Annotated in this window: 12 protein-coding genes; 6 read left to right on the forward strand and 6 right to left on the reverse strand. The window is 71.2% G+C overall.

Annotated elements, in window-relative coordinates; translation table 11 throughout:
• Nucleotides 1-60 precede the first annotated feature (60 nt).
• The 5 genes from KBO27_RS29850 to KBO27_RS29870 all read left to right on the forward strand — a co-directional run bounded on the left by KBO27_RS29850 (nt 61) and on the right by KBO27_RS29870 (nt 6124).
• Entirely contained in the window at nt 61-714 is a 654-nt protein-coding gene (locus tag KBO27_RS29850) for a FadR/GntR family transcriptional regulator (RefSeq protein ID WP_210973187.1), read from the forward strand.
• A 49-nt stretch (nt 715-763) separates the two neighbouring features.
• The gene (locus KBO27_RS29855; RefSeq protein ID WP_210973188.1) at nt 764-2617 is read left to right on the forward strand and encodes a CocE/NonD family hydrolase; all 1854 of its coding nucleotides are present in this window, start codon (nt 764-766) and stop codon (nt 2615-2617) included.
• Complete coding sequence (locus KBO27_RS29860; protein ID WP_210973189.1) at nt 2614-3459, forward strand: HalD/BesD family halogenase; 846 nt, start codon at nt 2614-2616, stop codon at nt 3457-3459. The genes KBO27_RS29855 and KBO27_RS29860 overlap by 4 nt, the downstream gene beginning before the upstream one ends.
• Before the next feature lie 101 nt (nt 3460-3560).
• Entirely contained in the window at nt 3561-5324 is a 1764-nt protein-coding gene (locus KBO27_RS29865; protein ID WP_246538433.1) for a choline/carnitine O-acyltransferase, read from the forward strand.
• The gene (locus tag KBO27_RS29870; RefSeq protein WP_210973190.1) at nt 5321-6124 is read left to right on the forward strand and encodes a class I SAM-dependent methyltransferase; all 804 of its coding nucleotides are present in this window, start codon (nt 5321-5323) and stop codon (nt 6122-6124) included. Before KBO27_RS29865 ends, KBO27_RS29870 begins: the two co-directional genes overlap by 4 nt.
• A gap of 233 nt (nt 6125-6357) precedes the next feature.
• Here KBO27_RS29870 and KBO27_RS29875 read toward each other — a convergent pair whose 3' ends face one another.
• The 4 genes from KBO27_RS29875 to KBO27_RS29890 all read right to left on the reverse strand — a co-directional run bounded on the left by KBO27_RS29875 (nt 6358) and on the right by KBO27_RS29890 (nt 11500).
• Nucleotides 6358-8121, reverse strand: coding sequence for an acetyl/propionyl/methylcrotonyl-CoA carboxylase subunit alpha (locus KBO27_RS29875; RefSeq protein WP_210973265.1), 1764 nt, complete (start codon nt 8119-8121; stop codon nt 6358-6360).
• Nucleotides 8122-8192: 71 nt separating this feature from the next.
• Entirely contained in the window at nt 8193-8432 is a 240-nt protein-coding gene (locus KBO27_RS29880; protein ID WP_210973191.1) for an acyl-CoA carboxylase subunit epsilon, read from the reverse strand.
• 23 nt (nt 8433-8455) lie between these two features.
• Nucleotides 8456-10096 (reverse strand): acyl-CoA carboxylase subunit beta, encoded by a 1641-nt coding sequence (locus KBO27_RS29885; protein ID WP_132676155.1) that lies wholly within the window; start codon nt 10094-10096, stop codon nt 8456-8458.
• 222 nt (nt 10097-10318) lie between these two features.
• A complete protein-coding gene (locus KBO27_RS29890) occupies nt 10319-11500 on the reverse strand; it encodes a TetR/AcrR family transcriptional regulator (RefSeq protein WP_210973192.1) in 1182 nt (393 codons plus the stop codon).
• A 305-nt stretch (nt 11501-11805) separates the two neighbouring features.
• Between KBO27_RS29890 and KBO27_RS29895 the strand changes: the two genes are divergently transcribed.
• On the forward strand, nt 11806-13152 hold the full coding sequence (locus KBO27_RS29895) for a DUF2252 domain-containing protein (protein WP_210973193.1): 1347 nt from the start codon (nt 11806-11808) through the stop codon (nt 13150-13152).
• A gap of 3 nt (nt 13153-13155) precedes the next feature.
• Here KBO27_RS29895 and KBO27_RS29900 read toward each other — a convergent pair whose 3' ends face one another.
• Together KBO27_RS29900 and KBO27_RS29905 are read right to left on the reverse strand one after the other, a co-directional pair.
• Entirely contained in the window at nt 13156-13842 is a 687-nt protein-coding gene (locus tag KBO27_RS29900; protein WP_307870700.1) for a GNAT family N-acetyltransferase, read from the reverse strand.
• Between the two features lie 59 nt (nt 13843-13901).
• Nucleotides 13902-15281: a type I glutamate--ammonia ligase gene (locus KBO27_RS29905; RefSeq protein ID WP_210973194.1), complete on the reverse strand. Its 1380-nt coding sequence runs from the start codon at nt 15279-15281 to the stop codon at nt 13902-13904.
• Nucleotides 15282-15456: the final 175 nt, after the last annotated feature.

Genomic DNA, 15456 nt, shown 5'->3' on the forward strand with positions numbered 1-15456 from the left:
TTGTTGGCGCGAGAACCGCGGGTTCTCGCGGTGTGCCGATCGCGAACGGGCGGAGACCGCGTGTCGTTGCCGGAAGAGCTGTCCGAACAGCTTCTCGGGTCGATCATCGACGGGACCTACCCGCCCGGTGCCGCGCTGCCCTCCGAACCCGAGCTCGCCGAGCTGTTCTCGATGAGCCGGCTGACCGTGCGCGAGGCCGTCAAGGCGCTGCGGGTGCAGAACGTCGTGCGCATCGAGCGCGGACGCGGAACCTACGTCAATCCGCCGGCCGAGTGGACCTCCCTTCACCCGATGATCCGCGCCGCGACCTCCCCCGGAGCCGATCCCGAGGTCGTCGCCGGGATCCACGAAGCGCGGCGGATGCTGGAATCCGGGATCGCCGAGCTCGCCACGATCAAGCGCACCGACGCCGACCTGCGGCACCTGCGCGAGCAGCTGCGGAAGATGCGCGAGGCCGACACGCCCGAAGCGGACGCCACCGCCCACATCGCCTTCCACCAGGCGATCGTGCGCGCCACCGGCAACGCCTTCGTCCCACTGCTCTTCGAACCGTTCATGCGGCTGCTGGCCGAGCTGCCGGTGGAGACCGACCCCGGTGCGATCGCGCGCCACGAGCGGCTGCTGACCGCGATCGAGGCCGGCGACCCTGCCGAGGCGCGCCGAGTCATGGCCGCTCACCTGCGTTCTCAGCAGAACCGACCGCGAACCGCGTAACCTCGGCCGCGCATGATCGTTGATCTCCCGGAATTCCCGGGAGGTCTGAATGCGTCGCTCATTGCTGGCCCTGCTCCTCGCCCTGCTGACCGGGCTCGCCGGTCTCACCGCCGCCGATGCCGCACCGACGTCCGGGTGGACGGCCCGAGCCGAGGAGCACCCCGGCTCGGTGACCGAGACCGACGTCGAGGTCCCGATGTCCGACGGCACCGTCCTGCGCGCCGACGTGCGACGCCCGGCCGACGCCGAGGGAAACCCGGTCGAGGGCCGCTTCCCCGTGCTGCTGACCATCACCGCCTACAACAAGTCGATCATCAGCGGGCCCAGCGCCGCGGCGATCGACAGTGACCCGGACTTCTTCGTCAAGCGCGGCTACGTGCACGTCACCGTCGACGCGCGCGGCACGGGCTCCTCCGCCGGCGACTGGCAGGCGTTCAGCGCGCGGGAGAACACCGACTCGGGCGAGATCGTGAACTGGGCGGCCTCACCGGAACGGCCGTGGAGCAACGGCGCGGTCGGCATGCACGGCGCGTCGTACATGGGCATCAGCCAGCTGTTCGCGGCGGGCAACCGGCCGCCCGGGCTCAAGGCGATCTTCCCGCAGGTCCCGGCCGTGGACACCTACCGCGACGTGGTCGCCTCCGGCGGCGCGCTGGACGTCGGGTTCATCCCGCTGTGGATGGGCCTGGTCACCGGAACCGGGCTGATCCCACCGGCTTACGGCCCCGCCGAGCCGGACAACGCGCTGCAGATGTACCTCGACCGCGTCCAGGGCGCCACGAGCTTCACCGCGCCGACGCTGCTGGAGGCCACCCTCGGCCTCAACGCCGCCTTCGACGGCCCCTTCTACGCCGAGCGCTCCCCCGCGAGCGTCCTCGACCGCATCGACGTGCCGACCTTCCTGGTCGGCGGCGAGTACGACCTGTTCCAGCGCGGCACGCCGATGGTGTTCGACAGCCTGCGGCAGCGCGGCGTCCCGGTGAAGATGATCTTCGGCCCGTGGGACCACATGCAGGGCAGCGGGGACGGCATCGCCGAGGCCGGGCACGGCACGCTGCAGGAACTCCAGCTGCGCTGGTTCGACCACCACGTGCGCGGGCAGGCCGATCCGTCCCTGGACACCGACATCCCGCCGCTGACCTACCACGAGATCGGTTCCGGGCAGTGGTTCGAGGCCGACCAGTGGATCGGTGAGCAGCGCGCCCGCAGCTTCCAGCTCTCCGGCACCTCGCTGCCCGGACTGCCCGGCGGGCTCGTGGACTCCGACCCGCAACCGGGTCGGAGCACCGTCGCACCGCTGCCCGTCTCCGGGCTGTGCACGCGCTCGACCAACCAGTGGACCGCGGGAATGCCCAACGCCATCGGCATCGCCCAGCTCTGCCACGACAACCGGTGGAACGACCTCTCCGGCGCGGTGTTCGAGACCGAGCCGATGACCGAGGCGATGCGGATGCGCGGCCCGATCAACGCTCACCTCCACGCCTCCACGCCCACCGGCAACGGGATGCTGTCGGTGTCGGTGTCCTCGGTGGCACCCGACGGCGCGGTCAACCGGCTCACCGGGGGCTGGCAGGTGCTCTCCCACCGAGCCCTCGACGAGTCGCGCTCGCGCTACCTCGACGGCGAGCTGATCCAGCCGTTCCACCCGTTCACCGAGGAAGCCCAGCGCACGATGGAGCCAGGCGAGGTCGAGCCGGTCGACGTCGAGGTGTTCCCGACCGCCGCGGTCATCCCGCCCGGCCACAAGCTGCGGATCTCGGTGCAGGCCTTCGACGTTCCGCACCTGCTGCCCACGGTGCGCGACCTGCCCGCCGCGCTGTCGCCCGTTGCCATCCACAACTCCCCGGAGCATCCTTCGGAGATCACGCTGCCCGTCATCCCGGCCACGGAGGGAACCCGATGACCGTTGCGGTCACCGACATCGTCGACACCGCCCGCTACCCGCTCCACGATCCCGGCGGCGAGGGCTGGGTCCGGGCAGTGGAATCCGTGCGCGCGGAACTGCGCGAATCCGGGTGCAGCGTGCTGCGCGACTTCGTGGCCGCCGAGCACCGGGAGGCGCTGCGAGCCGAGTGCGCGAGCATCGCCGATCGCGCGTACTACGAGGAGCAGACGGTCAACGTCTACAACACCGCGCCCGACGACTCGCTGCCCGACGGGCACCCGGCGAGGCGGACCACGTTGCGCGGCAACGCCTTCGTGGCGCGCGAGGACATCCCGGCCGAGCACCTCATCCACAGGCTCTACACCGACGAGCTGTTCCAGCGCTTCCTCGCCGACTGCCTGGAACGGCCCCGGATCCACCCGCTGGAGGACCCGCTGGCCGGGCTCGTGGTCAACATCGTCAACCCGGGCAAAGAGCACCCGTGGCACTTCGACACCAACGAGTTCGCGGTCAGCATGCTCACCCAGCAGCCGCAGGACGGCGGGGTCTTCGAGTACTGCCCGCACATCCGCTCGGCCGAGTCGGAGAACTTCGCCGACGTCGGCGAGGTGATCAACGGCGGCGGCCGGGGCCGGGTGCGCCAACTGCCGCTGCGACCGGGGGATCTGCAGCTGTTCCACGGCCGGTACGCGTTGCACCGGGTCAGCGCCGTCGCAGGGGAAGTCGCCCGGCATTCGGCGATCTTCGCCTACAGTGATCGTCCAGGGGTGGTGGGATCCGCGGAACGCACCCGGCAGCTTTTCGGCCGGGTGACCGCGGCTCACGGGACCACCGCCCGCACCGACGACCTGCTCGACTGAGGCGTTCGTCGAAGCCCCGGCGGTGCGAGCCGCTCGGGGCTCACCAGGACGAGAGTGGCTCCGCCACTTCGAAACAGGACCTAGAGACGATCGAGGTTGCTTTGCGCACCAGCACTTTCGGCAACGAGGACGCGCTCCCCCGGGTTCCGCTGCCCACGCTCGAGGACAGCGGCGCCCGGTTCCTGCAGTGGTGCGCGCCGCTGCTGAGCGAGGACGAGCTGTCCGCCACCCGGCAGGCCGTCGAGGAGTTCCTCAACTCCGACACCGCCAAGGAGCTGCACGCCTCCCTGACGGCCTACGCGGGCCAGGACGACGTGCACAGCTGGCTGGACGAGTTCTGGCGCGACCGCTACCTGGGCCGCCGGGACCGGATCGCGCTCAACGCGAACTTCTTCTTCCTGTTCAACGACACCGACGACGACCAGATCACCCGCGCGGTGCGGCTCATCGCGGCGTCGGTGGACCACAAGCTGGCGCTGGACACCGAGTCGGTGCCGCCGACGGCGCGGCGCGGACAGCCGCTGTCGATGCAGCAGCACCGGTACCTGTTCTCCACCACCCGCATCCCCCGCGCCGAGCGCGACGGGGTGCGGGCGCCCAACACCCCCGAGCAGCCCGGCCCCAGCCAGGCCCGGCACATCGTGGTGTTCTTCCGCGGCAACGCATTCCGCCTCGACGTGATCGGGCAGGACGGCGTCCCGCACACCCTCGACGAGCTCGCCGAAGCGCTGCGCCAGGTCATCGCCACCACCGACCGCGGACCCGGGGTCGGCGCGCTGACCAGCCACGACCGCGCTCGCTGGGCGGCCAACCGGGAGGCGCTGCTGGTCGACAACACCGGCTCGGTCGACGTGATCGAGACGGCGCTGTTCTGCCTGGCGCTGGAGCACGAGCTGCCCGCCGACACCGACGGCAAGTGCAAGCAGCTGCTGGCCGGGGACCCGACCGACCGCTGGTTCGACAAGGGCGTCACGCTGATCGTGTTCCCCGACGGCTCGGCGGGCATCAACGGCGAGCACTGCCTGCTGGACGGCACCACCATCGTCGAGTTCGTCGACTCGCTCATGGCGGGCACCGCCGAATCCCACTCGCAGTCCTCGGGCGCGGCCCCGCAGGGCGCGCCGGAGCCCCGGGCGCTGGAATTCCGCCTCTCGCCCGAGCTCTCCGGCGAGATCGAGGCGGCCGCCAAGGACTACACGGCCTACGCCGACGCCACCGCGACCCGCACCGTGCGCTTCGACGACTTCGGCTCGGAGCGCTCCAAGGCGCTCGGCGTCTCGCCGGACGCGTTCGTGCAGATGGCCTTCCAGCTGGCGCACCGGCGTTCCAAGGGCTTCACCGGCGCGACCTACGAGTCCATCGCGACCCGCCACTTCCACCACGGCCGCACCGAGGCGATGCGGGTGGTGACCCCGGAGATCCTCGACTTCGTCGCGGCGATGGAGGATCCCGAGGCCGACCGCTCCACCCGCGAGCAGGCGTTCCGGCGCGCGGCCGACGCGCACGTCACGCGCGCCAAGGAGTGCCAGGCCGGGGACGCCCCCGAGCAGCACCTGTGGGAGCTGCAGCTCATCGCCGGCCGCCGGGGGCAGGACTTCGCGCCCGCGCTGTACCCCTCGCCCGGCTGGCAGAAGATGCGCGACGACTACCTGAGCACCAGCGCCGCGCCGTCGGTGAACATCCAGTACTTCGGCTTCGGCGCCACCAGCGAGCACTGCATCGGCGTCGCCTACGTGCTGCTGCCGCAGAGCTTCAACGTGCACCTGAGCACGCCGCGCACGGTCGGCGAGCAGATGACCGCCTTCGCCGACCAGCTCGCCCGCGCGATCGACGAGCTCGCCGACCTCGTCGGCACCGGATCATGAGCCTGACCGGAGAGCGCAAGGCCGACTTCAGCGACATCTACGCCCAGCCGGACCCGCGGGCGTACGTCTCGACGCTGGAGCGGTTCGAGTACCAGATCCCACAGCGCGCCACCCCGATCTTCCGCGAGGTGATCGGGGCGGCGCGCCCCGGGCGCGTCCTGGACGTCTGCTGCTCCTACGGCATCAACTCGGCGCTGCTGAAGTCCGCTCAGGACCCGCGCGAAGTCCTCACCCGCTACACCGATCCGTCGGCGGCGCGGTGGTCGGCCGCCGAACTGGCCGCGGCCGACCGGGAGGAGTTCACCGGTGACCTCGACGTCGTCGGCTTGGACGTGTCGGAACCGGCGATCGCCTACGGCCGCGAGGCGGGGCTGCTGACCGACGGGTGGGCCGAGAACCTCGAAACCACCGACCCCTCGCCCGAACTCGTCAAGGGGATCGCCGACACCGGCCTGATCATCTCCACCGGAGGGGTTGGCTACGTCGGCCTGCCGACCTTCGAACGGCTCCTCGGCGCGATCGACCGGCCGCACGAGCTGTGGCTGGCGATCTTCGTGCTGCGCGTCTTCGACTACTCCGACATCGCCGGGCTCCTGGCCGACCACGACCTGGTCACCGAGCGATTACCCGGGACCTTCCCGCAACGCCGCTTCGCCGACACCACCGAGCAGCAGGCCGCCGTCCACGACGTCGAACGCCAAGGCCTCGACCCCGAGGGCCTCGAAGCAGCCGGCTGGTACCACGCCCACTGCTACCTCACACGTCCCCGCAACGCCGAAGCCCCGCTCACCACCACCTGAACCCGCCCTGCCCAACCCCGCCCAGGCCCCCTCGAATTTCGCGCGAAATTCGAATGGCACCCCGCGCCCGGGCGTGTCTCAGCAGGTCACAGCCCTGAGGTCCGGGCTGGGTTCGAATTTCGCGCGAAATTCGAAGGCTGAAGTTCGCGGCCGAATTTCGCGCGAAATTCGAAGGGGTGGAACGTGTTGTCGGCCCCTGGGTGGTTGCTCGGGGCCGACGACGCGATTCCGGGTTACTTGATCTCGCAGAGGGTGGTGCCCTGGGTGACGGAGTCGCCGGGCTTGGCCGTGAGGCCGGTGACCGTGCCCGCCTTGTGGGCGGTGACCGGGTTCTCCATCTTCATGGCCTCCAGGACGGCGATCTGGTCGCCCTCGGCGACCTCCTGACCGTCCTCGACCGCCACCTTCACGATGGTGCCCTGCATCGGTGCGGCGACCGCGTCGCCGGACACCGCGCCGCCGGCCTTGCCCGCGGCGCGCTTGCGCGGCTTGGCCTTCGCCGCCGGAGCGGCCGAGGTCGCCGCGAACTCCGCCGGCAGCGAGACCTCCAGGCGGCGACCGCCGACCTCGACGAGGATCGTCTGCCGCTCCTCGGGTGCCTCGCCCGCTTCAGCGGCACCGGCGAAGGGCTCGATGGTGTTGTCGAACTCGGTCTCGATCCACCGGGTGTGCACGGTGAAGCCGTCGGTGCCCACGAACGCCGGGTCGCGCACGATCGCGCGGTGGAACGGCAGGACGGTGGCCATGCCCTCCACCTGCATCTCGTCGAGGACGCGGCGGGCGCGCTGCAGCGCCTGCTGCCGGTCGGCGCCGGTGACGATGACCTTGGCCAGCAGCGAGTCGAACTGGCCGCCGATGACGCTGCCGGTCTCCACGCCCGCGTCCACGCGGACGCCCGGGCCCTGCGGGGCGACGAACTTGGTCACGGTGCCCGGCGCGGGCAGGAAGTTGCGGCCCGCGTCCTCACCGTTGATGCGGAACTCGATGGAGTGGCCGCGCGGTTCCGGGTCGGCGCCGAGGTGCAGCTTCTCGCCGGAGGCGATGCGGAACTGCTCGCGGACCAGGTCGATGCCGGTGGTCTCCTCGGAGACCGGGTGCTCGACCTGCAGCCGGGTGTTGACCTCCAGGAACGAGATCGTGCCGTCCTGGCCGACGAGGAACTCCACGGTGCCCGCGCCGTAGTAGCCTGCCTCGGAGCAGATCGCCCGCGCGGCCTCGTGGATCCGGCTGTGCTGGTCGTCGGTCAGGAACGGCGCCGGGGCCTCCTCGACGAGCTTCTGGTGGCGGCGCTGCAGCGAGCAGTCGCGCGTTCCCACCACGACGACGTTGCCGTGCTGGTCGGCCACCACCTGCGCCTCGACGTGCCGCGGGCGGTCCAGGTAGCGCTCGACGAAGCACTCACCGCGCCCGAAGGCGCTCTCGGCCTCGCGGACCGCGGAGGCGAACAGCTCCGGGATCTCCTCGATCGTGCGCGCGACCTTCAGGCCGCGACCGCCACCGCCGAAGGCGGCCTTGATGGCCACCGGCAGCCCGTGCTCCTGGGCGAAGGCCACGACGTCGTCGGCGCCCGGGACCGGGTCCTTGGTGCCGGGCACCAGCGGCGCCCCGGCGCGGGTGGCGATGTGGCGGGCGGTGACCTTGTCGCCGAGGTCGCGGATGGCCTGCGGCGACGGGCCGATCCAGATCAGACCGGCGTCGAGCACGGCCTGGGCGAAGTCGGCGTTCTCCGACAGGAACCCGTAGCCGGGGTGCACGGCGTCGGCGCCGGAGCGCTTGGCGACGTCGATGATCTTGTCGATGTTCAGGTAGGACTCGCCGGGCGTGGAACCGCCCAGCGCGAAGGCCTCGTCGGCCAGCCGCACGTGCTGCGCGTCGGAGTCCGGCTCGGCGTAGACCGCGACGGAGGCGATGGCCTCGTCCTGGCAGGCGCGGATGACCCGCACCGCGATCTCACCGCGGTTGGCGATCAGGACCTTGCTGATCGGCGTCACGTCCACAGTGGTCAACTCCTCATGTACCCGGCGCGACGCCGGAGAAGGCGGAAAACGTCAAGTCTGGGAAACGAGGTTCAGCCCGGCAGGGCCGAGGCCCGCCACCCGTGCGGTCCCGGCCGGAGCGGGCGGCGGCCCGCCGGGTGGCGCACCGCCGCGACCGGGTCACCCCACAACGACATGGGCTCGGGCTCGTCCTCGGGCGTCTTGGCGGCGGCCGCGCCGGCCAGCGCGGCGGCCACGGCGGCGATCTCGACGTCGTCGGGATCGCCGCGCACGATGCGCAGCACCGGCCGCTGCGGGGTTTGCTCGCTCATCGGATGGCTCCTCGCTTCGCCGATCACAGCGGGATGTTGCCGTGCTTCTTGGCCGGCAGGCTCGCTCGCTTGTCGCGGAGCATGCGCAGCGACCGGGCCACGTAGCCGCGGGTCATCGACGGCGGGATGACCGAGTCCACGTAGCCCCGCTCGGCGGCGGTGTAGGGGTTGCACAGGGTGTCCTCGTACTCCTGCTGCAACCGCGCGCGCAGCGCCTCGACGTCCTCGCCGGCGGCGGCCGCGTCGGCGAGCTGGCGCCGGTAGAGGATGTTGGCCGCGCCCTGCGCGCCCATGACCGCGATCTGCGCGGTCGGCCACGCCAGGTTGATGTCAGCTCCGAGGTGCTTGGAACCCATCACGTCGTAGGCGCCGCCGTAGGCCTTGCGGGTGATCACGGTGACCAGCGGGACGGTGGCCTCGGCGTAGGCGTAGAGCAGCTTGGCGCCGCGCCGGATGATGCCGTTCCACTCCTGGTCCGTGCCGGGCAGGAACCCGGGCACGTCGACGAAGGTCAGCACCGGGATGTTGAAGGCGTCGCAGGTCCGCACGAAGCGGGCGGCCTTCTCGCTGGCGCCGATGTCGAGCGTTCCGGCGAACTGGGTCGGCTGGTTGGCCACGATGCCCACCGGCTGGCCCTCGACGCGGCCGTAGCCGGTGATGATGTTCGGCGCGAACAGCGAGGAGACCTCCAGGAACTCCTCGTCGTCGACCACGGTCTGGATGACCTTGTGCATGTCGTAGGGCTGGTTCGGTGAGTCCGGGACCAGCGCGTCGAGCTCGCGGTCGGCGTCGGTGATCGCGTCGGCGATCGCCCCGGCGCCGGTGTCGGCGCCCTCGAAGACCGGGGCCTCGGAGAGGTTGTTGCTCGGCAGGAACGACAGCAGTTCCTTGACGTAGCCGATCGCGTCGTCCTCGTCGGAGGCGAGGTAGTGCGCGTTGCCCGAGCGCGAGTTGTGGGTGTGCGCGCCGCCGAGCTCCTCGAAGGTGACGTCCTCGCCGGTGACGGTCTTGATGACGTCCGGGCCGGTGATGAACATGTGCGAGGTCTTGTCGACCATCACGGTGAAGTCGGTGATGGCCGGCGAGTACACCGCACCGCCCGCGCACGGTCCCATGATCAGCGAGATCTGCGGGATGACGCCGGAGGCGTGGGTGTTGCGCTTGAAGATCTCGGCGTAGAGGCCCAGCGCCGCCACGCCCTCCTGGATGCGGGCACCGCCGGAGTCGTTGATGCCGATCAGCGGGCAGCCGGTCTTGAGCGCCAGGTCCATGACCTTGACGATCTTCTCGCCGAAGACCTCGCCGAGCGAGCCGCCGAAGACGGTGAAGTCCTGGGAGAACACGCACACCTTGCGGCCGTCGACGGTGCCGTAGCCGGTCACCACGCCGTCGCCGTAGGGGCGGTTCTCCTCCATCCCGAAGTTGGTGGAGCGGTGCCGCGCGTGCTCGTCGAGCTCGACGAACGAGCCCTCGTCCAGCAGCATGTCGATGCGCTCGCGCGCGGTCTTCTTGCCCTTCTCGTGCTGCTTGGCCACCGCGCGAGCCGAGCCGGCGTGCACCGCCTCGTCGTTCCGCCGGTACAGATCCGCCAGCTTGCCCGCGGTCGTGTGGATGTCGGGCACATCAACCGGCGGCTGACCGACCGGCTCCGTCGCGCTGCTCATGCAACCAACCTGTCCTCGTTACCTGCTCGGTTCCAGTATCCGCAGGTCTGCGCGCAGCCTGTCGCCGTCGGTTCGGCGGGCGGATCTGTCTCGCCGGAGATTAATTGCCGGGGGTTGATCGAGTCAAACGCACAAGTGACCGAGCATTAGCCGCGCCGAGGCGCTCCAGCCGGGTTCTCCTGCCTTTTCTCCCTCTAAGTGAACGGCTGGTAGCGCGCCGGTTCAGCCTTCGACGGGCGTTTCCAGCATCAGCGCCGAGCCCAGGCGCAGCACGGCGACGGCGTCGCGGATCGGGCCGGTGCGGGCCATGTCGTTGGCGGCGGTCAGCGCGGCCTGCACCAGGATCCGGGAGCGCACCGGGTCCAGCTCCGGACGCGCCTCGCACAGCAGTCCGACCCACTCGGCGACGTAGGAGTGCTGGGTCTGGCGCGCGCGGTGGCGTTCGGCGGCGGGCAGGTGGCCGACCTCGCTGACCAGGATGTCGATGAACCCGCCGTGGTCGAAGGCGAAGCGGATGTAGGAGCGCAGCAGGGCCCGCAGCGCCTCGGCGGGGTCGGCCTTGGTGGCCAGGGTGCGTTCCAGCTCCACCTCCAGCCACGCGTTGCCCCGGGTGATCACCGCGCTGAGCAGCTCCTGCTTGCTGGCGAAGTAGTTGTAGAGGCTGGGCCCGGCGATCCCGGCCGCCGCGCCGACGTCCTCGGTGGTGACCTTGGTGTAGCCGGCGTCGGCGAACAGCCGGGTGGCCGCGGCCAGCAGCAACCGCCGCCGCGAGGCTCGTCCGGAGAAGCGCTCCAGCTGGTCGGGGCGCGCTTCCGGGCGCGGCGCGAGCTCCTGCGGCGGCAGGGTGCCGATGATCACCACCATCTCGCGCAGCAGGCGTTCGAACTCGCCTCGCCCCAGCTGCACCTGGTGGTAGGAGGGGCTGGTCAGGACGCTGAACATGCACCAGGCGCGGAACCGCGCGTCGGCGTCGCCGAGCTCGGGCCGGAAGGCCCGGGCCAGGCCGGTGAGCCCGCGCGCGACCTCGCGCAGTTCGCCGCGCAGCACGTCGCGACGCTCCTCGGGCAGCCGCCGGGATTCGCGCTGCCAGAGCACCCCGAGCTGCCGGTGGTCGAGCGCGGTCGCGGCCAGCCGCGCCACCACGTCCTCGACGTCACCCGGCTCGGCGGTGATCTCGACGAACGGGTGCAGCTCGTCGAGCACGACGTGGGTCAGCAGCTGCTGCTTGCCCGCGAAGTGCCGGTAGAGCGCGGAGGACCCGACGCCGACCGCCTCGGCGATGTCGCTCATGCCGACCTGGTCGAAGCCGTCCCGGTGGAACAGCTCGGCCGCGGCAGCGGTGATCAGCGCTCGCCGGTTCCGGGGCCGCGTGTTGCGCGCGGGCGGACTGCCCACCTCGGCCATCACCACCTCCGTTCGCTCCGGGTGCCGTGCCCGGCTGAGGCTATTTCGCCACGCGAAGCGGAACAACCTCGACTCATCCCCACCAGCAGCACCGCGGTTTCGCCCGCGCGATTCCCGCTGTTCCCGCTCTCGTTGCGACGTGGTGGTGGCGGGCTGATACTCGCCGTGCCGATGCGGACGATCGGCATCGCCCCGGTGGTCCGTTTTGTCCTACGTGGATGGCTTGTCGTCGTCGAAAACCGCAGAACCTTCGGATAATCTGCGAACGCCTCATTGTCACTACTGCTCACAGTGGACGGAACCACATGTCCGAGCTCGCTCGAAGCCTCGGCGTCACCGACACCGACGCCCGCCGCCGATGGATCGCCGACATCCTCGTCGACTCCTTCTCCGAACTCATGGAACGCGACCCGGCGGCGTTCCGCACCAAGTTCCGCAAGATGGCGGCCGACCCGTTCGCCTTCTACCGGGGCACCGCGTGCCTGTTCTACGCCGACGTCAACCGACTGCCCGACCCGTGGGCCGACGAGCGCACCAGCAGGGTGTGGATCCAGGGCGACCTGCACGCGCAGAACTTCGGCACCTACATGAACGCCTCCGGCGTGCTGGTCTTCGACGTCAACGACTTCGACGAGGCCTACCTCGGGCACTTCACCTGGGACCTGCAGCGCTTCGCCGCGAGCCTGGCGCTGCTGGCCTGGAGCAAGGCGCTGCCCGACGCCGACATCGTGGCCTTCGTGCGGCGCGCGGCCACGTCCTACCTCGACCAGGTCCGGTCCTTCGCCACCCAGAGCGGCGATTCCGACTACTCGCTGCGGCTGTCGACCACCGACGGCACGATCCACGACCTGCTGCAGCAGACCCGGCTGCGCAGCCGCACCGGCCTGCTCGACCGGCTCACCGAGGCGGAGGGCTACGACCGGCGGATGCGGCGAGGCCCGAACATCCGCCAGCTCGACGACGCCGAGCGCGGCAGGGTCGAGGAGGCGTTCGCGCGCTACCTGGAGACCATCCCGCAGGAGAACCGGATGCGGGAGGTCGCCTACACGGTCAAGGACATCGTCGGTTCCAGCGGCTTCGGCATCGGCAGCGCGGGGCTTCCCGCGTACAACGTGCTCATCGAGGGGCCGACCGAGGCCCTGGAGAACGACATCGTGCTGTCGATGAAGCAGGGCAACGTGGCCGCGCCGTCGCGGGTGGTCACCGACCAGCGCATCCGCGACCACTTCGAGCACCACGGGCACCGCACGGCCCTGTCGCAGCGCGCGCTGCAGGCCCACGCCGACCCGATGCTCGGCCACACCGAGATCGGCGGGGTCGGCTACCTCGTCGACGAGCTCTCGCCGTACGAGTCGGACCTGGAGTGGAACGACCTGACCGAGCCGAGCGACATCGTGCCGGTGCTGGACTACCTGGGCCGCGCGATCGCCAAGATCCACTGCGTGTCGGACGCGCAGTCGGACAACCAGCTGGTCGACTTCCAGGTCGAGGAGGCGATCCTCAAGGCGGTCGGCGACCGGGAGCAGGAGTTCGTCGACTGGCTCGTGGACTTCGCGCTGCACTACGCCGACGTCGTCCGCGACGACTACCGCCTGTTCGTCGACGCCTTCCGCAACGGCGAGATCGGCCGGGTCACCGCCACCGCGGGCTGAGCCTCACCCGGCGGCCCGCAGGGCCTGGAACACCGGGCGGCGGTGGATCCGGAACCCCATCCGCTCGTAGAGGGCGATGGCGCCGGTGTTGGTCGTGACGGCGTGCAGGAACGGCTGCTCGTCGCGCGACCGGATGCCGGCGACCAGCGCCCGGACCAGGCGGGCCGCCAGTCCCCGGCCGCGGTGGGCCGGGTCGGTGCACACGGCGCTGATCTCGGTCCACCCGTCCAGGCGCATCCGCTCGCCGGCCATCGCGATCAGCGCGCCGTCGCGGCGGATGCCCAGGTAGGTGCCTAGCTCGATGGTGCGGTTCCCGAAGGGGCCGGGCTTGGTGCGCCGGACCAGGTCGAGCATCTCGGGCACGTCAGCGGTGGTGAGCCGGACCGCCTCGGGATCGGCGGCTCCGGTCACTCCGTCGTCGATCATCTGGACGCCCGGGAGGTCTTCGAAGGTCTCCCAGCCCTGCGGTGGCGTGCGCGGCTCCCCGGTGATGACCATGAAGCCGCCCGGCCCTACGAGCTTCGCCGCATCGGCCCACGCCCCGGCGTCGGGCTCGGTGGGCAGCGCCGCGAAGGGCGAGACGTCCGGCGCGTAGCGCGCGACCTCACCGGATCGCTCGGCGAGGTCCGCCTGCGCGCCGTTGAGCGCGTGCCACACCGGGTTGTCCAGTCGTTCCAGGCCGTTGGGCACAGCAGTCCCCCGTGTTCGGTCGTTTTCGGCGACAACCGCCCGCGCGACGACGTTGTTCCTCACCAGGTCCAGCGAGTGGCGGCGGCCACCTCGTCGGGGGTGGCCTCGCCGAAGCGGGCCGCTTCGCCCCTGCGGACGGTGAGGATCGCGTCGTGCAGTTCCGGTTCCAGCGCCTCGGCGAGCACCTCCGAGCCGGCGAGGGCGTCGGCGGCCTCCTCCGGCCCGGCCGGGAGGCGTTCGATCCCGGCCTCGGCGCGGTCGGACTCGGTCAGCAGCGCCGGATCGCCGGTGATCTCGTCGGGCAGGGTGAGCTCCTCGCGCACACCGGCGAGCCCGGCTGCGACCACCGCTCCGGCGGCCAGGTAGGGGTTGGCGGTGGCGTCGAAGCACTTGATCTCGGCGTTGGCGGCCCAGGACTGGGTCCCCTCGGTGCCGGTGATCAGGCGCAGGGCGGCCTCCCGGGTCTCGCGTCCCCAGACCTGCCAGATGCCGGCCCAGCGGGACGGGCCGAGCCGCAGGAAGCTCGCCGGGTTGCCCGCCCCGATGGCCACCAACGCGGGCAGTTCGCGCAGCACACCGGCCAGGAACGCCTCGCCGTCCGGTTGCAGGCCGTAGCGGCCGCGACCACCGGCGAACAGGTTCCCGCGCGAGTCGTGCACCGACAGGTGCAGGTGCGCGCCGGCACCCGCGCCCTCCGGGACGAGGCAGGGGGCGAAGCTCGCGCGCCAGCCGTGGCGGAGGGAGACCGCGCGGATGGTGTGCCGGGTGAGCACCGCGTCGTCGGCCGCGCCCACCGGGTCCTTGGCCGCCACCGACAGCTCGGCCTGCCCGAGCGCGTACTCGGGGTGGAACTGGAGCACCTCCAGCCCCTGCTCGCGCAGGGTTCGCACCAGCGCCAGCCCGTAGTCGGCGAGCGCTTCCAGCCGCACCTGCCCGTACCCGGATCCGGTGACGGCGGGCACGAAGTCGTCGGTGCCGGGCTCGGCCAGGGCCCACTCGTGCTCGAAGGCGGCCGAGACCGTCAGACCCATCGAGGCTGCCGCGGCGACCTGCCGGGCGACGAAGTCCCGCTGGCAGGCCACGAACCGCGGCCCGTCCTGGGTGTACTTGTCCGCGGGCGCCCACGCCCACCCCGGCATGGCCACCAGCCTGGTGAGCCGGCTGATGTCGGGGATCAGGCGCAGGTCGCCGTCGGGACCGCCGAGGTGGGTTCCGCGCAGCATCACGTCGTCGAAGGTGAAGGTCTCGAAGCAGGGCGAGGCGCCGAGCCCGTAGCGGGCGAGCTCGGGCAACCGGTCCAGCGGTGCGGTCTTGACCCGCACGATGCCCGCGTTGTCCACGAAGGACAGTTCCAGCAGCTCCACGCCCTCGGCCCGCAGCCGCGCCGAGGCGGGTACCAGCTCGGCCGGCTCCGCTGCCGGGATCCGATCACCGCTCATGCACCCACGGTAGTCGCCGCAGCGCACCGGTCGCAGCGGATTCCAGCGCGCGCACGCCCGCTCCCCCGCGATCGGCGGTGGGAGCGGGCGTGCGCGGTGCTTCTCAGGGCTGTTGCAGAAGGCGGCGGTAGCCGCTGCTTCAGGTGTGGGACTCAGCTCGCACCGCCAAGCAGAT

Origin of the sequence: Saccharopolyspora endophytica, from assembly GCF_018070075.1 — a bacterium.
GTDB lineage: Bacteria > Actinomycetota > Actinomycetes > Mycobacteriales > Pseudonocardiaceae > Saccharopolyspora > Saccharopolyspora endophytica.